Origin of the sequence: Alcanivorax borkumensis SK2 (assembly GCF_000009365.1) — a bacterium.
Lineage (GTDB): Bacteria > Pseudomonadota > Gammaproteobacteria > Pseudomonadales > Alcanivoracaceae > Alcanivorax > Alcanivorax borkumensis.
Genome location: NC_008260.1, coordinates 2,671,496 through 2,688,742 on the forward strand (window position 1 = coordinate 2,671,496; position 17,247 = coordinate 2,688,742).

The following is a 17,247-nucleotide window of genomic DNA, read 5'->3' on the forward strand; positions in this document are numbered from 1 at the left end:
TAATTGGTCGATATGCATAGCGTTCGCATCAGGCCAGCACCTTTCGATTTCGCAACAGCTCGCCAAGACCAGCCTTGGTGAGCTGTAGATCCACGTAAGAACCGATTACTTCACCGTTATCCATGGCCAGCACTTCATTGAGAAGGCGGCGAACAAAGCTGATATCCACTTGCCGAATAGCGGCTTTTACCTTCAACAGGTTGGACGCATTCATGGACAGCACATCCACCCCCATGGCCATTAACAGCAGGGCGGCGCTAGGCTCCCCTGCCATCTCACCACAAACTGACACGGGAGTGTGTTCTTCTCGAGCCTGCTCTACCACATGCATCAATGCATGCAGGACCGCCGGGTGATAGGAATTATAGAGTGATGCCACCTGCCGGTTGTTGCGGTCCACCGCCAACAGGTATTGGGTCAGGTCATTGGTGCCAACGGACAAAAAATCCACCCGTTGGGCCAGCGCCCGAGCCTGGTACACCGAGGCCGGCACTTCGATCATCACACCCACCGGCGGCATGGATACATCCAACCCCTCGTCACGAACCTCAAGCCAAGCACGATGGATCAGGTGTTGCGCTTCTTCCGCTTCAATCACGCTGGTAATCATGGGCAGCATAATGCGCAGATTGTCCAGGCCTTCACTGGCTTTGATCATGGCACGCACCTGCACCATGAAAATTTCCGGATGATCTAGGGTGACACGGATGCCGCGCCAGCCCAGAAAAGGGTTTTCATCCTCTATAGGGAAATAACTCAGCGACTTATCGCCCCCGATATCCAGGGTGCGCATGGTCACCGAGTGCGGAGCAAATGCCGCCAGCTGCTCGCGATAAATCACTCGTTGCTCTTCTTCCGACGGAAACCGGTCACGAACCATAAATGGAATTTCCGTCCGGTACAGGCCCACCCCTTCCGCGCCCCGTTCCAGTGACCGGTTGATATCGGTCATCAACCCAGTATTCACTTGCAACGTGATGCGCGTACCGTCCAAGGTTTGCGCTGGCTCGTCACGCAGCTTTTCTAAACCCGCCTGGAGGCTCTCTTCCTCTGCGATAATTTCCTGGAACTGCTGTTTAAGCTCCGCCGAGGCATTGGCCACCACCCGCCCTCGAAAACCATCAACGATGATTTCCTTATCATCCATTTTTTTCAGCGGCAAATTCTGCGCACCCACCACCGTGGGAATGCCCATAGCTCTCGCAACAATGGCCATATGCGAATTGCGCGAGCCACGGGTAGTAACAATCCCGCGCACCCGTTCACGGGGCACTTCCATCAACATGGGAGCGGAAATATCTTCACCGAGCAGAATGCATTCATCTGGAAAAATAATATGGCGGCGAGTTTGGCTTTGCAGCTGAGCCAGCACTCGGCGGCCCAAATCACGCACGTCTGCAGCTCGCTCACGCAGGTACGGATCGTCCATCATTTCGAAATTATGCACGTGGACATCGATCACTGTACGTAACGCACCCTGGGCCCACTGCCCTTCACGAATGGCCGCAATAACTTCCGCGGGCAAAGCATGACGGTCCAGCATGCGCAGGTACACATCAAACAGCGCCTGCTCTTCAGCCCCCAGAGATCGGGAAGCCCGCTCGGCCAAATCACGAATTTCCTGACGCACCCGTACCAGGGCATCGTCCAAGCGGGAAATTTCTTCGCTCACATCCTCAACGTCTCGGTCCGGCACCGACGCCAAATCCGCCTCGGGAAACAACAGAACGCCGTAACCAATAGCCGCGCCAGGGCACCCCGGCAGCCCGTCGTAAAAACTAGGAAGATCCGCGCCGCCACCCAGCTGGTCAAATAGCACACCCGAGGCATGGGCATGAGCAATCACCGCTGATAATTGGGCAGAAATAGTCACCAGGAAGGCTTCTTCACTCTGGTCAAAGCGGCGCACATCGCGCTGCTGAACCACCATGATCCCCAGCACCTTGCCATGGTGCATCACCGGCACGCCCAGGAAAGCGTGGAACGCATCTTCCCCGGTTCCCGCCAGGTAATGAAATTTGGGGTGGGTAAAGGCATCTTCCAGGTTGATGGGCTCTTCACGCAAACCAACCTGCCCCACTAGGCCCTCCGACAAGCCCAAGCTCACCTTACCCACTGCCTCGCGCTTCAACCCTTCCGAGGCCATCAGCATATAGCGCTGCTCTTCCTCATCACGCAGGTAGATTGAACACACTTCTGTACCCATGGCATCGCGTACCCGCTTGGCCATCAAGTCCAGCGCGCTGGGGATATCCGCCGCGTTGTTCACTTCCTGAACAATACGTCGAAGAGTATCAAGCATCGGGTGAGTCTCCAGGCACAGTCTGATTAGTATGAGGAGTACGCTTTCCTTTCTTCAGAGCCGGCGCTAATTCCCGCAACGCTCGGGCATAGACCCCACGTTTGAAATGCACCACCTTCTGTATCGGGTACCAGTAGTTTACCCAGCGCCAGTCCTTAAACTCCGGACTATTACTGGTAAACAGGTCAATCGCTTCTTCTCCCGCTGTCAGCTGCAGTAAAAACCATTTCTGGCGTTGACCGATGCAATGGGGGCGGTTACGAGGCCGGCGCAAAAAGCGACGTGGCAACCGGTAGGTCAGCCAACCTTCGGTACTGGCGACGATATGCACATGCTCAGGAAGCAGACCCACCTCTTCTTCCAGTTCACGAAACAGTGTTTCTTCCGGGGTTTCCCCCGGCATCATGCCGCCTTGCGGAAATTGCCAGGCATCGCGGTTGCCAACCCGGCGACCCCAGAACACCCGACCATCTTGGCCAGCAATAATAATTCCGACATTCAGCCGAAATCCTTTGTCATCAATAATGCCTGTCATCTTGTCCCTTCGAGCCTCGCGCAATCGTGGACTCTGGCTCCTTATCAGCCCATTAAACCTTGCCGGGCAACCTGCGATCAATGCACAACCCTGCAACAAACACACCAAACCAAATGTAGAGCGTGATGAATCCACCGGTATGACTTGTCATCTGCTTCGCATAAAATGAGCTCTTCACGTAAGGAGAGGCCATGACACTCGCGATTTTCGACCTGGACAACACCCTGATTGGCTGCGATTCCGACCACCTGTGGGGAGACTGGCTGGTAGAGAAAGGCATTGTTGACGCCCAGCTTTATAAAGAAACCAACGACCAATTTTACGTGGACTACCAGCATGGCCGCTTGGACATCATGGCCTACCTGCGTTTTTCTCTGAACGTGCTGGCCGATAACGATATGGCCCAACTGCATTTCTGGCGTGAACAGTTTTTGGCAGAAAAGCTGGACAGCATGTGGCTGCCCAAGGCCGAAACCCTGCTGCAGAAACACCGCGACCAAGGCCATACCCTAATGATCATCACCGCTACCAACGACTTCGTCACGGCCCCACTGGCAGAGCGCCTTGGCGTAGACCACTTGATTGCCACCGTGGCAGAGTGTCGCCGCGAGCGCTATACCGGAAGCGTAGCCGGCACTCCCAGCTACCGCGAAGGTAAAGTTGAGCGGCTCGCCGAGTGGCTAAAAGCCAACGATGAAACGCTGGAAGATAGCTGGTTCTACAGCGATTCCCACAACGACCTGCCACTGCTACGTAAAGTAGACAACCCGGTAGCCGTGGACCCAGACAGCACTCTTGAGCGTGAGGCTCGGGAACAGGGCTGGCCCATTATCAGCCTGCGTTAATCCGGATTGCTTATGCGTTTTCTATTGATGGCTTTGCTAACCAGCCTGCTATTGGCCTGTGACAGCAGTATCGATGAACACGCTGACACAACACCCGGGCCGACCAGCGCCACCGACCTAGTAGAGATTCCTGCCGCACAGTGGCAACAAAGGGCCGATGAACGCTTTACTACCGCCGCCACAGAATGGCAGCAGGCGTTGGCTCAGTTTGAGCGAATCCCTGATCAACAACACCTGGCCGCTCTGCGCCAAGCGCTGTCCCATTGGTATCAGCGCTTTACCAGCCAATACTTATTACTAGCCAGCCGCGCCTGCCAACAAGACGGACGTGCCCGTCACCAAGTCAACCTCACTCAGCTGGACAGCTGGCCACTGTACCCTGGCTACTTGGACGTCTTACCTCAATGGCCGGAGTCTGGCTTAATCAGCGACCCAAGCCTAGAGCTGACCCGCCAGAGCCTGCGGCGCCAGCACGGCGCCACCGATCCAGCGGAAGCCAGCCTCGGTTTTGCCGCCATGGCAGTGGTACTCAACGGCACTGCCGAGGCTCCCAAAGCGCTGGATTCCTTCATCGGCCAAAAGGGCGCGCCGGCTCGGCGCCGCCAATATCTGAAGCTCGCCGGTGAGCAATTGGTGGCCGACCACCAGCAGCTATCGTTGAATCGGCCGCTGAATCAGCTAGCGCTGCAATGCGGCCTGACAGGAGTCCTGGCTCACTGGCAGCCATTGAGCAACTCAACCGATGAACAAGAAAGCGGGCTACTAATTCCCGAACTTAGCGCTGCCCTCAATAGCACCAACCTGCTTGCGGGCGTGCAGACCATGGACCCCGACACATTGGCCCGCTGGGATCAGATCAACCCGGGCATTGCCGATGCTATCAAGCACAGCGAAGAAAAGGGCTGGGCTCCGATCCAAGCCTGGCTCAGCACAGTGAGTTTCACCCGCCCGCTACCTGACACAAGCAAAAGTAGGTCGAGTTAATCTCAAAGGAATAATGCGACGTCCAGCACCAAGATAGCCCCCGGCTTACGGCCTTAGACGCCAGTGCCTTCGGCTAAAATCGGCCCACGAAACTGAAAGCCCGCAAACCACAAAAGAAGAGGGGCGCGCGGGCACAACGCCAAATCAAGCCAAGGCGTTTATCCGTGCTGTAGCTTGCAACTTGTCGCTAATCCACCACAAAAAAGCCCCACCGACGTCTCACGCGGCGGGGCTTTTTGCATCCAAGCCAAACAATCGACCTTAAAAGTTATAGCGACCGAAGACGCCGTAGGTATCACGATCACCACCAACAATGACTCGTGCACCCAAATCCACCGCCTGGCTCACCTTGAACAGACCCTGGCCATAAACACCCAAGTCATCATCATAGAGGTCCTGATAGGCCAAACCCGCGGACAACTCCAACTTCTCGGTAGTGGCATGACGCACACCACCACGCAGCTCGAAACCTATTTCGTCATCGGAGCGGCCCGGATCATAATCACGGTCATCGTAAATAATATCGGCGCTACCAACGAAATCCAGACCACGCTGCAGCGGTGTATGGAAACCGACACCACCGGACAAACGGGTACCGTCGAGATCGCCATTGTGGCCGTAATCACCATCGAAGAAGCCTAAAGCACCACGCAGAAACAGATGCTCATCCAACGCAAAAGAACCTTCAGCACTCAGTGCATCCACGTCCACATCGTTATCCAGGTCCCAACGGTCATAAGCCAATTGCCCGTAGCTGTAGGAGAAACCGTTATCGCGAACAGCGGTAGTTTGTTGCGCAGCCATGACGGGGCCAGAAACGGCAAGAGCAAGACCTGACATAAGCAGTGTTTTCTTAAACATAAATCGTCCTCACTGATATCAAAAAGTTCAGCATCACAAGATGGAGCACACTATGTGCTCTTATTGAGCGATCTGCATGGTTATGGTTCCACTTTTATGACGTTTTTATAAAAATTTTCAATGCAACCAGCAATTTGTAGCATGCGGTTGACCTTGGGGTTACCCACAGGTGTCACAATAATAACCTGACACGACACCCAGGGATTCAACCGCTTCACAGGAGCCTCCATGTCGACGCAAGCGCGCACCCAAACTCTGCCCATTCGCGGCGCGACCTGCAAAGGATGCAGCCGCACCATCACCGCTGCACTGGAAGCACTCACCGGCGTGGAGCGTGTGACGGTGGATTTGGAGTCCCAGCAGGTGTCCGTCACCGGCACCGCCTCGCACAGTGCGCTTCAAGAGGCGCTGGTACAAGCCGGCTACGGCGTAAACCCGGATGATGCTCACCATGAACACAATAATCCCGCCGACCATGACAACACCGCCAGTAAGCCGATCGCCCAGGAGCCGCAATCAATACAGCTAAATATCAGCGGCGCCACTTGCGCGTCCTGCGTGCGCACCATCGAAAGCGCCCTGCGTGACACACCCGGGGTCGACAGTGCGGATATGAATTTTGCCGACCGCACCGCTCAGGTGAGCGGCTCCGCCAGCACCGCCTCCCTCATTAAAGCGGTAGAAGACGCGGGTTATGGTGCCAGCGAAGCCCGCGAGGAGGATAACGGAGAGCAGGAAGCCAAGGAGCGGGCACATTACCACCAGTTGCTGCGGCACATGGGGCTAGGGCTTGGGCTGGGCGTGCCACTAATGGCCTGGGGCCTGCTCGGTGGTGACATGATGGTTCGCCCCGGTGAAACCAGCCAATGGGTATGGCTGGGTATCGGCGTTGCCACCCTCGCGGTGCTGGCCACCGCCGGCCGACACTTTTTCGTCGGCGCCTGGAAAGCCTTTCGCAACCATAACGCCAACATGGACACCCTGATCGCACTGGGCACCGGTGCCGCCTGGCTGTATTCCATGGTGGTGGTATTACTGCCCGGCGCCCTGCCGGAAGCCGCCCGCCATGTGTATTTTGAGGCCAGCGCCATGATTATCGGCCTCATCAATCTTGGCCAGGCACTGGAAGTTCGCGCCCGCGGCAAGACCAGCGCCGCGGTAAAACGGTTGCTGGATTTGGGCGCCAAAACTGCACGGGTCATCCGCGATGGCGAGGAACAGGATATCCCGGTGGAGCAAGTTCAGGCCGGCGATCAATTGCGGGTTCGCCCTGGCGAAAAAATTGCTGTGGACGGCACCGTGGAAGAAGGCGAAAGCCGCATTGATGAATCCATGCTCACCGGTGAACCCATGCCGGTGAATAAAGCCCCTGGCGATAAGGTCAGCGCCGGCACACTCAACGAAGCCGGCACGCTACTTTATACCGCCACCGCCGTCGGCAAAGACACCGCCCTTTCACACATCGTCGCACTGGTAAAAAAAGCCCAAGGCAGCAAGCCACCCATCGGGCGACTTGCCGATCAGGTGTCGGCCATTTTTGTCCCGACCATTATGCTGATTGCCATCGCGGCGGCACTGGTGTGGTTCAACGTGGGCCCGGAACCGCGGCTAACCCATATGCTGATCAGCGCCACCACTGTATTGATTATCGCCTGCCCCTGCGCACTGGGCCTGGCCACGCCCATGTCGGTGATGGTGGGCGTCGGCAAGGCCGCCGAATACGGCATTCTGATTCGCCAGGGCGAAGCGCTACAAACTAGCAGCCAGCTGGACACCATTGTCCTCGACAAAACCGGCACCATCACCGAAGGCAAACCTGCCGTCACTGATATCGTCTGCAATGAGGGCCAGCAAGAAGACACCGTGCTAACCCTTGCCGCCAGCGTGGAAAGCGGGTCGGAGCACCCGCTGGCCACGGCGATTCTCAACGAGAGCAAGCAGCGAGAGCTATCACTGGATAGCGCCAGTGAATTCCAGGCTTTAAACGGCAAGGGGGTTACCGCCACCATCCAGGGCAAAACCTATCGACTAGGAAACCGCCGCTGGCTAGAAAGCGAAGGGGTAAACATCAACCTCGATAGCACCTCTCTCACCGACAAGGGCGTCACGCCGCTGTTTTTGTCTGAAGCGAACACCCTGCTCGGCATCATCGGCGTCGCGGATCGTATCAAGGACGATTCCAAAGCCGCCATCGCCCGCCTGAAAGATCAGGGATTAAAGGTCATCATGATTACCGGCGACATTGCCGCCAGCGCCAACGCCATTGCCGAACAAGCCGGGGTGGATGAAGTGATGGCTGAAGTGCTACCGGAAGACAAGGCGAAAAAAATCCAGGCATTGCAGAGTGAAGGGCGCACCGTGGCCATGGTCGGTGATGGCATCAACGACGCCCCCGCTCTCGCCCAGGCCGATGTGGGCTTTGCTATTGGCACCGGCACCGACGTAGCCATCGAATCCGCGGCCATCACCTTGATGGGAGGCTCGCTACACGGCGTTCCCGATGCCATGGCGATTTCTTCTGCCACAGTCCGCAACATTAAACAAAATCTGTTTGGTGCCTTTGTGTATAACAGCCTGGGCGTACCAGTGGCCGCCGGCATCCTCTATCCACTCACGGGCAATCTGCTTAGCCCTGTGATCGCCGGGGCCGCGATGTCGCTCAGCTCGGTTACCGTCGTCACCAACGCCAACCGATTGCGGTTTTTCAAACCCAAACACCATCAGGGAACAAGCGCATGAGCCCGGAGCAACTTGCCGCACAACTGCGCCACCCTAACGGTGAAGATGGCAACAAAGTCGCAGACAATATGGACGTGCGAAACCGCCCTGTGATTCTCGCCGCCTACCAGGCGTTGGCCCCTGCTAACGGCGACCGGATTCTGGAAGTCGGGCCGGGAAGCGCAGGCCATCTCCCTCGCTTATTAGCGCAGGCTAACAACCTGCACTACACCGGATTAGATGCCTCTCGGGATATGGTCTTGCGTGCCCGCGAACGTTACCTAGGCGAAACTCGCGCTGCCTTCATCCACGGCGAACTGACGCAAGCACCACTTGCTCCTGCCAGTATGGACCGCATCGTTGCCATAAATGTGGTCTATTTCTGGCAGCCACTGCTCCCTGCTCTGCAAGTGCTGAATTTGTTATTACGCCCCGGCGGCACTCTGGTGCTGGGCTTTCGCGATCACAACAGTATGGCCAGCTTGGCGGTGTTCAAACACGGTTTTTCCACCTATCACGGCCCCGAGTTACAGCAGGCCCTAGAACAAGCCCACTTTACCAACACCCCGCTGCACACCTTCGCCGAAGACAGCGTCGATGTGCTCGGCGAGACCATGCACAAACAGTCGGTAATACTCACCGCTCGCAAACCCCAGGAGGCGACACCATGAGTCTTCTCGTCAATCTTGTCGGCCTGATTTTGATGGCCCTGGTGGTCTGGTGGTTCTGGCTATCGCACCGTAAAAACTCCGCGCAAGCCACCACGCAAGAAGCCACCATTATCGTCGAAGACGGAGTCTACACCCCAGCATCCATTCGCGCTAAAAGCGGGCAGTCTCTGACACTGCATTTCGATCGGCGCGACCCCTCTCCCTGTGCCGAACAGGTGATCTTTCAGGGGCTCGATACCAGTGCATTTCTGGAAACCGGAAAAACCACCACCCTAACGCTGGATAACGTGCCCGCCGGGGAGCACCGCTTCACCTGCCAAATGCAGATGTATCAGGGCACACTGATCGTCGAATAATCGCGGCCCAATCCCCCCAACTGGGGGGTGCATTAACAACGAAGGAAACGATGATGAAATACTTGCTCACACTCTTCACCGCTCTATTGCTGGCCGCCTGCGGCGATAACACCCCACCCAAGCCCGACGTGGCACAGGAACAAACGCCCGCCACCGCAGCCAATGCCACCAAAACATTGGAAGTGTATAAGTCCCCCACCTGCGGCTGCTGCGGTGCCTGGGTAGAACACATGGAAGCGAACGGTTACACGGTGAATGTCCACGAGCAGCAAAACCTGCAATCCATAAAAGAAAAAGCGGGCATCCTGCCCGGCACCGGCTCCTGCCATACGGCTTTTATCGACGGCTACGCCATTGAAGGGCATGTGCCCGCCAGCGACGTGGATCGCTTGCTGAAAGAGCGCCCCGAAGGCAAAGGCCTCACCGTGCCCGGCATGCCCGTAGGCTCACCCGGAATGGAAATGGGCGACCGCAAAGACGCCTATGATGTGCTGCTGTTCGATGAAAACGGCGCCCAGGTGTTTAGCCACCACCCGGGGAATTGAGCAAAACCGCCAAGCTGCAAGCGACAATATGGGCACGGCAACATCCTCACTAGCCAACGCCTCGCGTGCCTTTTCGCTTGCAGTCTGTAACCCTTCAACCTGTCATAGCAACACGTTACAGTGCCCGCTTTCCCCTAACGAGATTCTCCATGCTCTCTTTGCACGACTGGCTGCTGCTGGCTAGCGTTTGCGCCCTTGGCGCCATAACCCCGGGCATTAGCCTGGCCGTGATCACTCGCCACACCCTGCTGGGCGGCCATAAAGCGGGGGTCACTGCAGCCATTGCCCACGCCATTGGCGTGGGTTTCTGGGCCACCGCCACCGTCACCGGCTTAGCCGTGCTGTTTCACCGTTACCCCAAACTAGAATTGCTGTTCAGCCTCACCGGCGCGCTGTTTCTGCTGTGGATGGCATGGAAAAGCTGGCAAGCGGGCCGCGCTCCCCTTAATAGCACTCCCTTAGATACCAACGTGGAGGCCCACCATGGCGCCGCCCGCGATGGTTTTCTTGTGGCCTTCCTTAACCCCAAAGTCGCGTTGTTTTTTCTCGCGCTGTTCAGCCAGTTTCTGCAAGCCGACATGGGCCAACTGGCCCGCGCACAGATGGTGCTTACTGCCATCTTCATCGATGGTGGCTGGTATGTGCTGGTGGCTATCCTGCTGGGACGCAGCCGTCTTTTGCCCTGGTTACGAGCGCATCACCACTGGGTGGAACGCGCCACCGCAATACTGCTGGTGATCATTGCCGCCAGTGTGGTCGTCAACAGCCTGCTTGACCTTGGGGTGGCCCCAAGGTTAATAATGCCGGCATGACCAGTGTGCGCCAACAACAACGTCGGGCAGCCATTGCCTCCTTGCTCGCCATCATTCTGATGGCCGTGAGCACCTTGTTGTCCGCCAACACCATGACCATGCCGCTGGGCACGGACAGCGCCATGACGTCTACCGCCACAACACCTTGCCACCAGGGGGCCGAACCCCAGGAAAGCGAACACCACATGGCGCCGATGCAAGACTGCGCAGGCGGCGATAGCTGCCAGTGCATTACCCTCTGCCAAATCACCGCCGCTAGCGATACGCTGTTTCATAGCGACACCTTTCTCTCTACACCCCCGGCCACAGCAACGCTGATCAGTGCGATTCACGCGGGCATCCACCGGTTGCCGTTACGCCCACCCTCCCTGTTCATTTGAGCTGACCTCTTTCTCAAACGAACAGGATTACGGAAATGAAAACACCATCGCAGATTTCTCTGCCACGGCGCCGTTTCGTGCAGGGCCTAGCACTGGGTGCCGCTGGCCTCGGCGTAGGTCTTAACGCCCGTCAGCTACTGGCCAGCCAGGGCCACACCGGTGCACCGGTTCTTACCGGCAACACCTTCCACCTCACGCTTGGCGGCGCCGATGTCAATATCACCGGCAAGGCTCGCCCGGCCACCACCATCAATGGCAGCATTCCCGGCCCTACCCTGCGCTGGAAAGAAGGCGACACCGTCACGATCAAAGTGACCAACCTGTTACCGGAAACCAGCTCCATTCACTGGCATGGCCTGCTACTTCCCTTCGAAATGGACGGCGTGCCGGGATTGTCTTTCGACGGTATCGCCCCCGGTGAAACCTTCACCTATTGCTTTCCGGTGAAGCAAAGTGGCACCTACTGGTATCACAGCCATTCCGGCTTTCAGGAGCAAACGGGAATTTATGGTTCCATCATTATTGATCCGCGCGAACCGGATCGGCACACGGTTGACCGAGACGAGGTGATTCTACTCTCCGATTGGAGCGATGAAGATCCTCACCATGTGTATGCCACGCTGAAAAAGCTCAGCCACTACTACAATTTCAATGAACGCACCGTGTTCGACACCCTGCGCGACTTTCGCAAAAAAGGTGTTATCGACACACTCAAAGACCGCCACATGTGGAACACCATGCGCATGAGCCAAAGCGACCTGGCGGATGTGACGGGTTATACCTACACCTACTTGATGAATGGCCAAAGCCCTGCCGACAACTGGACCTGCCAGTTCAAGCCCGGCGAACGTATCCGCCTGCGCTTTATCAACGCCAGTGCCATGACCTTCTTTGATATTCGCATCCCGGGCCTGGACATGACCGTGGTCGCCATGGACGGCCAACCGGTAAAACCGGTGGACTTCCATGAAGTCAGGCTAGGGGTAGCGGAAACCTTAGACGTAATCGTGGCGCCCCGAGCAGACCGGGCGTACACCCTATTCGCACAGAGCATCGACCGGAGTGGCTTCAGCCGCGGCACTTTGACCCCGGACCCCGCCATGACTGCCGCGGTCCCGAACATGGATGCACCGCCACCGTTAGGCCATACCGAAATGGGCATGGGCGCCATGGGTTCGCCGTCAATGAATGCAAAGGGAAGAGCCCACGGTGATATGCACCATGGCGATATGACCCACGCCGACATGAAGATGGACAGCATGGATCACCACACCATGGGCCACAGCGACACCAAGCCCGTGCCCTTTGCCGTTAACGACAACAACCCGGATTTACCGCCGCGCAACAGCGCCATCGAACATGCAGCCAGCGAATTCGGCCCCGGTGTCGACATGCGCGCCATGGCGCCGGGGGCGATGCTTAACGACCCAGGCATTGGCTTGCGCAACCGGGACTGGAAAGTGCTCACCTATGCAGATCTAGAAACCCTGAGCGACACGCCCAACAACACCCCTATCGACAGTCTTCATCCGGACCGGGAAATTGTATTGCACCTGACCGGTAACATGGACCGTTACATGTGGAGCTTTAACGGCATTAAATTTGCCGACTCCGTGCCCTTGACGCTGTTCCACCACGAGCGGGTGCGCATCACCCTGGTGAACGACACCATGATGACCCACCCCATCCACCTACACGGACTATGGAGTGACCTGGAACTGGGGGAAGGCAAACTGCTGCGCAAGCACACCATTACCGTCAAACCGGGCGAAAAACTCAGCTACCTAGTACGCGCTGATGCGCTCGGGCGTTGGGCCTATCATTGCCACCTTCTCTACCACATGGAGGCCGGCATGTTCCGCGAGGTTCGTGTGGTTGAAAACGCCCACCCGCCAGCGCCCAACGGCGACCACGCAATGCATGGGGCCCACCGCATGAACGGAGTGAAGCAACCATGAAAAAATCGCTCACTTTTCTTGCCAGTATCGTCATCCTTGCCACCGCCTCACCGGCCACGGCTATGAATAAAAAGGAACCACGCTTCACCCGCATAATCGTCGACCAGCTGGAAGCCCGCGATAGCGACGACGGCACCGTGATGGCCTGGGAAGCCAGCGCCTGGCATGGCGGCGACATCAACAAGCTATTCTTCTCCACAGAAGGAGAGCGATTGATGGTGCCGGAGCACGATGACGAAGACCCCAGCACCGAAAGCGCAGAGACCCGCCTGGCCTGGAACCACGCCTTCGCCCCCTTCTGGGACGGGCAATTAGGGGTACGCCGGGACTGGCAGCCGAACGACCCCAGTCGCGACTGGGTCAGCGTAGGAGTACAAGGCATTGCGCCGTATTGGTTCGAGGTCGATGCCAACCTGTTTGTAGGCGAAGACGGCCTAACCAACCTGCGCATAGAAGCGGAATACGAGCTGATGCTTACCCAGAGGCTGGTCCTGGTTCCCAACCTAGAGACCAACCTCTACGGCAAGGACGACGACAAACGGGGTATCGGTAACGGCCTGACGGATATCGAAGCAGGCCTGCGATTACGCTACGAAATTCGCCGAGAAATCGCACCGTATATCGGTGTGCATTGGGAAAAGTTATACGGCGACACCGCCGACATAGCGCAGGCCAATGGCGAGAAAACCGAACAGGGCATCATCGTCGCCGGGCTGCGCATCTGGTTCTGATATCGACAAGCTTACCGGCAAGCGAGCCTCGCAGAGCAAGCGACCGAAGGGGCAAATTTCAATCCTGGAATTTGCCCCTCTAACGTTTCGGGCAACCGCGACATCCTCCCTCTGGAAGGCAACGGCGACAGGTGCTCGGTAAAAAAACAGACGGGGAAACGTTCCAGTTTCCTATCGAGCTGTTTGTAGCTTTAGCCTGAACAGCTATCGTATTCTTCAGTTTCCAGAGTGCGCAGCTCGCTGTTGTCCTGAATCTGAATATCCAGATCCCGCAGATGGCCATCACCGATACCGTAAATCCAGCCGTGAATGGTCAACGCCTGATCACGGCGCCAAGCTTCCTGCACCACCGTGGTATTCGACACATTGATTACCTGCCGAGCAACGTTCAATTCGCACATCTTGTCCAAGCGTGCCTGGTCATCGAGCCCGGCCAGGTTCTTGCGATTACGCAAGTACAGTTCACGCACTTGGCGCAGCCAATTATCGATCAAGCCATGGGGCTCATCCTCCATGGAGGCCTTCACCCCACCACATCCATAATGGCCCACCACCATGATGTGTTTCACCTTTAAAACATCCACGGCGAACTGCAACACCGATAGCAGATTCAAATCCGTATGGTTAACCAGGTTAGCCACATTGCGATGAACGAATAGCTCACCGGGCATCATGCCCACCACTTCATTGGCAGGCACCCGGGAGTCCGCACAACCGATCCACAAATATTCAGGGTTCTGTTGCGCCCCCAGGGCTTTGAAAAACCCGGGGTGGCGCTCTTCGATTTCGTGGCGCCATTTTTCGTTGTTGGAAAACAAATCAGGTAGGGATTTCATCGTTCCTCGCTTTTTTGCGCATTCACTCTACAGGCAGCCCGCAACCTATCGGCGCGCTAGCCCCCTGTCATATTCATAAACCGTACCAACTGCTCACCCGGCTCCAGGCTGAAGTCGTGGCGCTCGGGCTTGATGGCCATGGCATCCACAATGGCTTCGCGAAGAGGAGTATCGTCATCCGGATAGGCGCGCAGCACCGCGCGTAAATCCACACTGTGCTCATGGCCTAGGCACAAAAGCATACGCCCCTCGGCCGTAATCCGCACTCGATTACACAAATGGCAAAAGTTTTGTGAGTGGGGTGAAATAAAGCCGATGCGACTGTTACTCCCGGGCGCTTGCCAGTAGCGTGACGGCCCTCCCGTTTTTTCTGCCAGCGGCACCAATTCAAGCCGTGCAGACAGCTGTTCACGCAGCTCCGCCGAGGACACAAAGGCCAGTTCCCGGTCGTGTTCGGTGATCTGCCCGAGAGGCATCTCCTCAATAAAGGAAATATCCAAGCCCCGCGCTAGAGCGAAATCTACCAGCGCCGGCACCTCGTCGTGATTACGGCCTCGCATGATCACGCTGTTGAGTTTGATGCGTTCAAAACCGGCGGCCCTGGCCGCATCGATTCCTGCCAGCACTTGAACCAAATTCCCGGTACGGGTAAGCGCCTTGAATCGCTCCGGATCCAGCGAATCCAGGCTGATATTCAGCCGATTGAGCCCGGCAGCCTTCAGGGCCACCGCGTGCCGAGTCAGCCCAGCCCCATTGGTGGTCATATTCAGTTCACGCAGGCCCTCGATGGCACCAATATCGCGCACCAAATGCGCCACATCACGGCGCACTAACGGCTCGCCGCCAGTTAACCGAATACGCTTGACCCCCAACCGCACTAGCACCCGGGCCAACCGACTCATCTCCTCCAGAGTCAGCACCTGATCGCGGGGCACAAAGGTCATATCCTCCGCCATACAGTACACACAGCGAAAATCACAGCGGTCCGTCACCGACAGCCGCACATAATCAATGGCGCGCCCGAAGCGGTCCTGCAGGACTGGATTGTCGGTGGAAACATCAGCATTCATGCCGCTACTGTAGCAAATGCGGGGCCAACCTGGGCAAGCGACTCCTCCTAACGCCCGTCGGGCCAGGCTAGCTCCAGTTGGTCAGGCCCTTGCCGGTCTTGTTAGAATGTCCGCCGACCTGAATACAGAACGCGGTCAGGCCACTCAAGCGTCATGACCGACACGTTCCTTATTCCGAATTCATCTACCCCTAAAGGGTTTCCATGCAAATTTCTGAAAATGCCGTAGTGTCCATCCACTACACCCTGACCAACAACGCCGGTGAAACCATCGATTCTTCCATTGAGCGTGGCGAGCCCTTGGCGTACCTGCACGGCGCCGGCAACATCATTCCGGGCCTGGAAAATGCCCTGCTAGGCAAAGTCTCTGGCGACAAGCTGGATGTCACGGTTACTCCGGAAGAAGGCTACGGCGAGCGTCACGAGCAGCTGATTCAGCAGGTGCCGAAGACTGCCTTTGAAGGCAACGAAGACAACCTGCAGCCAGGTATGCAGTTCCAGGCGCAAACCGAAGCGGGCGATCGCGTTTTCACCATCACCGCCATTGATGGCGATGAAGTGACCGTCGATGGTAACCACCCACTGGCAGGTGAAACGCTGAACTTCGCCGTGGAAGTGACTGACGTACGCGAAGCGTCCGACGAAGAAAAAGAGCACGGCCACGTACACGGCCCGGAAGGTCACGATCACTGATCGCTGACGGCTCGCAGAAAAGAGGCTCCTACGGGAGCCTTTTTTTACCGCTCTACGGCGGCAACAGGTTGGCACTGCAGGCCTCCTACATCGTCCCGTCTTGGTATATCCTTGGCTCTTCGCTCCCACCCGAATATCCGTATGACCCACCCCGGCCCCATTGGCGTCTTCGACTCTGGCATCGGCGGCTTGTCCATCGCCCGCCGCATTCGCGAACTGCTGCCCCACGAAAACCTGCTCTATGTGGCGGACTCTGTTCATGCGCCCTACGGAGAAAAGGCCGAGCATTACATTCAGCAACGGGCAGATACGATTACCCGGTTTCTCATAGACAATAACGCGAAAGCCATCGTGGTGGCCTGCAATACCGCCACCGTCTCGGCTATTCGGCAGCTGCGTGCCGATTACACCCTGCCCATCATCGGCGTGGAACCAGGCATTAAACCCGCCGCCCTGAAAAGCAAAAGTGGCGTTATCGGGGTACTGGCCACCAGTCAGACCCTAAAAAGCGAGTCCTTCAACAATTTGAGCCGGCTATTCTCAGAAAGTGTATGTGTGGAAATCCAGCCCTGCCCCGGGCTGGTTGAACAAATTGAAGTGCTCGATTTGGACAGTGAAAAAACACAAGCACTGGTGGCCCGCTATGTGGCCCCACTGATTGAAAAAGGCGCAGATCATATTGTCCTGGGCTGTACGCATTATGCGTTTTTGGCACCGGTGATTCGTCGCATTGCTGGGGCGGGAATCCAGGTCGTTAACACCGACATAGCCGTGGCCCGAGAGACCCTTCGGCGCCTGCAAAACGCTAACCGCCTTTCTACCAGCGTGGCCCCCGGGCAAATGGCATTCTGGAGCAGTGCGGCCAACGAACTGGCGGATCAACAAATTAAACGCTTGTGGGACGGCAGCGTAACGATAAACACGATGCGCTAATCGGTGTATTGCTCGAAT

General features: G+C 57.0%; 17 protein-coding genes. 12 read left to right on the forward strand and 5 right to left on the reverse strand.

From position 1 onward, the window contains the following. Nucleotides 1-28: 28 nt before the first annotated feature. Nucleotides 29-2,302, reverse strand: coding sequence for a phosphoenolpyruvate--protein phosphotransferase (gene ptsP / locus ABO_RS12035; RefSeq protein WP_011589622.1), 2,274 nt, complete (start codon nucleotides 2,300-2,302; stop codon nucleotides 29-31). Then, nucleotides 2,295-2,828: an RNA pyrophosphohydrolase gene (locus tag ABO_RS12040; RefSeq protein WP_046962371.1), complete on the reverse strand. Its 534-nt coding sequence runs from the start codon at nucleotides 2,826-2,828 to the stop codon at nucleotides 2,295-2,297. Before ABO_RS12040 ends, ptsP begins: the two co-directional genes overlap by 8 nt. 200 nt (nucleotides 2,829-3,028) lie before the next feature. Here ABO_RS12040 and ABO_RS12045 point away from each other — a divergent pair, with 200 nt between their 5' ends. Then, the gene (locus tag ABO_RS12045; protein ID WP_011589624.1) at nucleotides 3,029-3,682 is read left to right on the forward strand and encodes an HAD family hydrolase; all 654 of its coding nucleotides are present in this window, start codon (nucleotides 3,029-3,031) and stop codon (nucleotides 3,680-3,682) included. A gap of 12 nt (nucleotides 3,683-3,694) precedes the next feature. Beyond that, entirely contained in the window at nucleotides 3,695-4,666 is a 972-nt protein-coding gene (locus tag ABO_RS12050) for an imelysin family protein (protein ID WP_041705089.1), read from the forward strand. 261 nt (nucleotides 4,667-4,927) lie between these two features. Here ABO_RS12050 and ABO_RS12055 read toward each other — a convergent pair whose 3' ends face one another. Next, nucleotides 4,928-5,527 carry an outer membrane beta-barrel protein gene (locus ABO_RS12055; protein WP_011589626.1) on the reverse strand — a complete coding sequence of 200 codons (600 nt, stop codon included), beginning with the start codon at nucleotides 5,525-5,527 and terminating at the stop codon, nucleotides 4,928-4,930. 228 nt (nucleotides 5,528-5,755) lie between these two features. On the opposite strand from ABO_RS12055, the gene ABO_RS12060 reads away from it, so the two are divergent. The 8 genes from ABO_RS12060 to ABO_RS12095 all read left to right on the forward strand — a co-directional run bounded on the left by ABO_RS12060 (nucleotide 5,756) and on the right by ABO_RS12095 (nucleotide 13,698). Beyond that, on the forward strand, nucleotides 5,756-8,266 hold the full coding sequence (locus ABO_RS12060; protein WP_011589627.1) for a heavy metal translocating P-type ATPase: 2,511 nt from the start codon (nucleotides 5,756-5,758) through the stop codon (nucleotides 8,264-8,266). After that, the gene (locus ABO_RS12065; protein ID WP_011589628.1) at nucleotides 8,263-8,916 is read left to right on the forward strand and encodes a class I SAM-dependent methyltransferase; all 654 of its coding nucleotides are present in this window, start codon (nucleotides 8,263-8,265) and stop codon (nucleotides 8,914-8,916) included. Before ABO_RS12060 ends, ABO_RS12065 begins: the two co-directional genes overlap by 4 nt. Then, the gene (locus ABO_RS12070) at nucleotides 8,913-9,272 is read left to right on the forward strand and encodes a cupredoxin domain-containing protein (RefSeq protein WP_011589629.1); all 360 of its coding nucleotides are present in this window, start codon (nucleotides 8,913-8,915) and stop codon (nucleotides 9,270-9,272) included. The genes ABO_RS12065 and ABO_RS12070 overlap by 4 nt, the downstream gene beginning before the upstream one ends. A gap of 50 nt (nucleotides 9,273-9,322) precedes the next feature. Continuing rightward, nucleotides 9,323-9,817 (forward strand): DUF411 domain-containing protein, encoded by a 495-nt coding sequence (locus ABO_RS12075; protein ID WP_011589630.1) that lies wholly within the window; start codon nucleotides 9,323-9,325, stop codon nucleotides 9,815-9,817. A gap of 149 nt (nucleotides 9,818-9,966) precedes the next feature. Continuing rightward, the gene (locus ABO_RS12080) at nucleotides 9,967-10,629 is read left to right on the forward strand and encodes a LysE family translocator (protein ID WP_011589631.1); all 663 of its coding nucleotides are present in this window, start codon (nucleotides 9,967-9,969) and stop codon (nucleotides 10,627-10,629) included. Further along, on the forward strand, nucleotides 10,626-11,009 hold the full coding sequence (locus tag ABO_RS12085) for a hypothetical protein (RefSeq protein ID WP_011589632.1): 384 nt from the start codon (nucleotides 10,626-10,628) through the stop codon (nucleotides 11,007-11,009). The genes ABO_RS12080 and ABO_RS12085 overlap by 4 nt, the downstream gene beginning before the upstream one ends. Before the next feature lie 35 nt (nucleotides 11,010-11,044). Then, nucleotides 11,045-12,967 carry a copper resistance system multicopper oxidase gene (locus tag ABO_RS12090; protein ID WP_011589633.1) on the forward strand — a complete coding sequence of 641 codons (1,923 nt, stop codon included), beginning with the start codon at nucleotides 11,045-11,047 and terminating at the stop codon, nucleotides 12,965-12,967. After that, the gene (locus tag ABO_RS12095) at nucleotides 12,964-13,698 is read left to right on the forward strand and encodes a copper resistance protein B (RefSeq protein ID WP_011589634.1); all 735 of its coding nucleotides are present in this window, start codon (nucleotides 12,964-12,966) and stop codon (nucleotides 13,696-13,698) included. Before ABO_RS12090 ends, ABO_RS12095 begins: the two co-directional genes overlap by 4 nt. 191 nt (nucleotides 13,699-13,889) lie before the next feature. Here the strand turns inward: ABO_RS12095 and can are convergent, their stop codons facing one another. Then, nucleotides 13,890-14,534, reverse strand: coding sequence for a carbonate dehydratase (can, locus tag ABO_RS12100; RefSeq protein WP_011589635.1), 645 nt, complete (start codon nucleotides 14,532-14,534; stop codon nucleotides 13,890-13,892). A gap of 56 nt (nucleotides 14,535-14,590) precedes the next feature. After that, complete coding sequence (gene moaA / locus ABO_RS12105) at nucleotides 14,591-15,604, reverse strand: GTP 3',8-cyclase MoaA (RefSeq protein WP_011589636.1); 1,014 nt, start codon at nucleotides 15,602-15,604, stop codon at nucleotides 14,591-14,593. Between the two features lie 203 nt (nucleotides 15,605-15,807). Between moaA and ABO_RS12110 the strand changes: the two genes are divergently transcribed. Continuing rightward, on the forward strand, nucleotides 15,808-16,296 hold the full coding sequence (locus ABO_RS12110; protein WP_011589637.1) for an FKBP-type peptidyl-prolyl cis-trans isomerase: 489 nt from the start codon (nucleotides 15,808-15,810) through the stop codon (nucleotides 16,294-16,296). Between the two features lie 111 nt (nucleotides 16,297-16,407). Beyond that, nucleotides 16,408-17,229, forward strand: coding sequence for a glutamate racemase (gene murI, locus ABO_RS12115; RefSeq protein ID WP_231483545.1), 822 nt, complete (start codon nucleotides 16,408-16,410; stop codon nucleotides 17,227-17,229). Nucleotides 17,230-17,247 lie beyond the last annotated feature (18 nt).

Bases quoted from the DNA above. Each gene is read 5' to 3' on its own strand.
- ptsP (WP_011589622.1), bottom strand. From the start codon at position 2,302: ATGCTTGATACTCTTCGACGTATTGTTCAGGAAGTGAACAACGCGGCG.
- ABO_RS12045 (WP_011589624.1), top strand. From the start codon at position 3,029: ATGACACTCGCGATTTTCGACCTGGACAACACCCTGATTGGCTGCGAT.
- ABO_RS12050 (WP_041705089.1), top strand. From the start codon at position 3,695: ATGCGTTTTCTATTGATGGCTTTGCTAACCAGCCTGCTATTGGCCTGT.
- ABO_RS12055 (WP_011589626.1), bottom strand. From the start codon at position 5,527: ATGTTTAAGAAAACACTGCTTATGTCAGGTCTTGCTCTTGCCGTTTCT.
- ABO_RS12060 (WP_011589627.1), top strand. From the start codon at position 5,756: ATGTCGACGCAAGCGCGCACCCAAACTCTGCCCATTCGCGGCGCGACC.
- ABO_RS12065 (WP_011589628.1), top strand. From the start codon at position 8,263: ATGAGCCCGGAGCAACTTGCCGCACAACTGCGCCACCCTAACGGTGAA.
- ABO_RS12070 (WP_011589629.1), top strand. From the start codon at position 8,913: ATGAGTCTTCTCGTCAATCTTGTCGGCCTGATTTTGATGGCCCTGGTG.
- ABO_RS12075 (WP_011589630.1), top strand. From the start codon at position 9,323: ATGATGAAATACTTGCTCACACTCTTCACCGCTCTATTGCTGGCCGCC.
- ABO_RS12080 (WP_011589631.1), top strand. From the start codon at position 9,967: ATGCTCTCTTTGCACGACTGGCTGCTGCTGGCTAGCGTTTGCGCCCTT.
- ABO_RS12085 (WP_011589632.1), top strand. From the start codon at position 10,626: ATGACCAGTGTGCGCCAACAACAACGTCGGGCAGCCATTGCCTCCTTG.
- ABO_RS12090 (WP_011589633.1), top strand. From the start codon at position 11,045: ATGAAAACACCATCGCAGATTTCTCTGCCACGGCGCCGTTTCGTGCAG.
- ABO_RS12095 (WP_011589634.1), top strand. From the start codon at position 12,964: ATGAAAAAATCGCTCACTTTTCTTGCCAGTATCGTCATCCTTGCCACC.
- can (WP_011589635.1), bottom strand. From the start codon at position 14,534: ATGAAATCCCTACCTGATTTGTTTTCCAACAACGAAAAATGGCGCCAC.
- moaA (WP_011589636.1), bottom strand. From the start codon at position 15,604: ATGAATGCTGATGTTTCCACCGACAATCCAGTCCTGCAGGACCGCTTC.
- ABO_RS12110 (WP_011589637.1), top strand. From the start codon at position 15,808: ATGCAAATTTCTGAAAATGCCGTAGTGTCCATCCACTACACCCTGACC.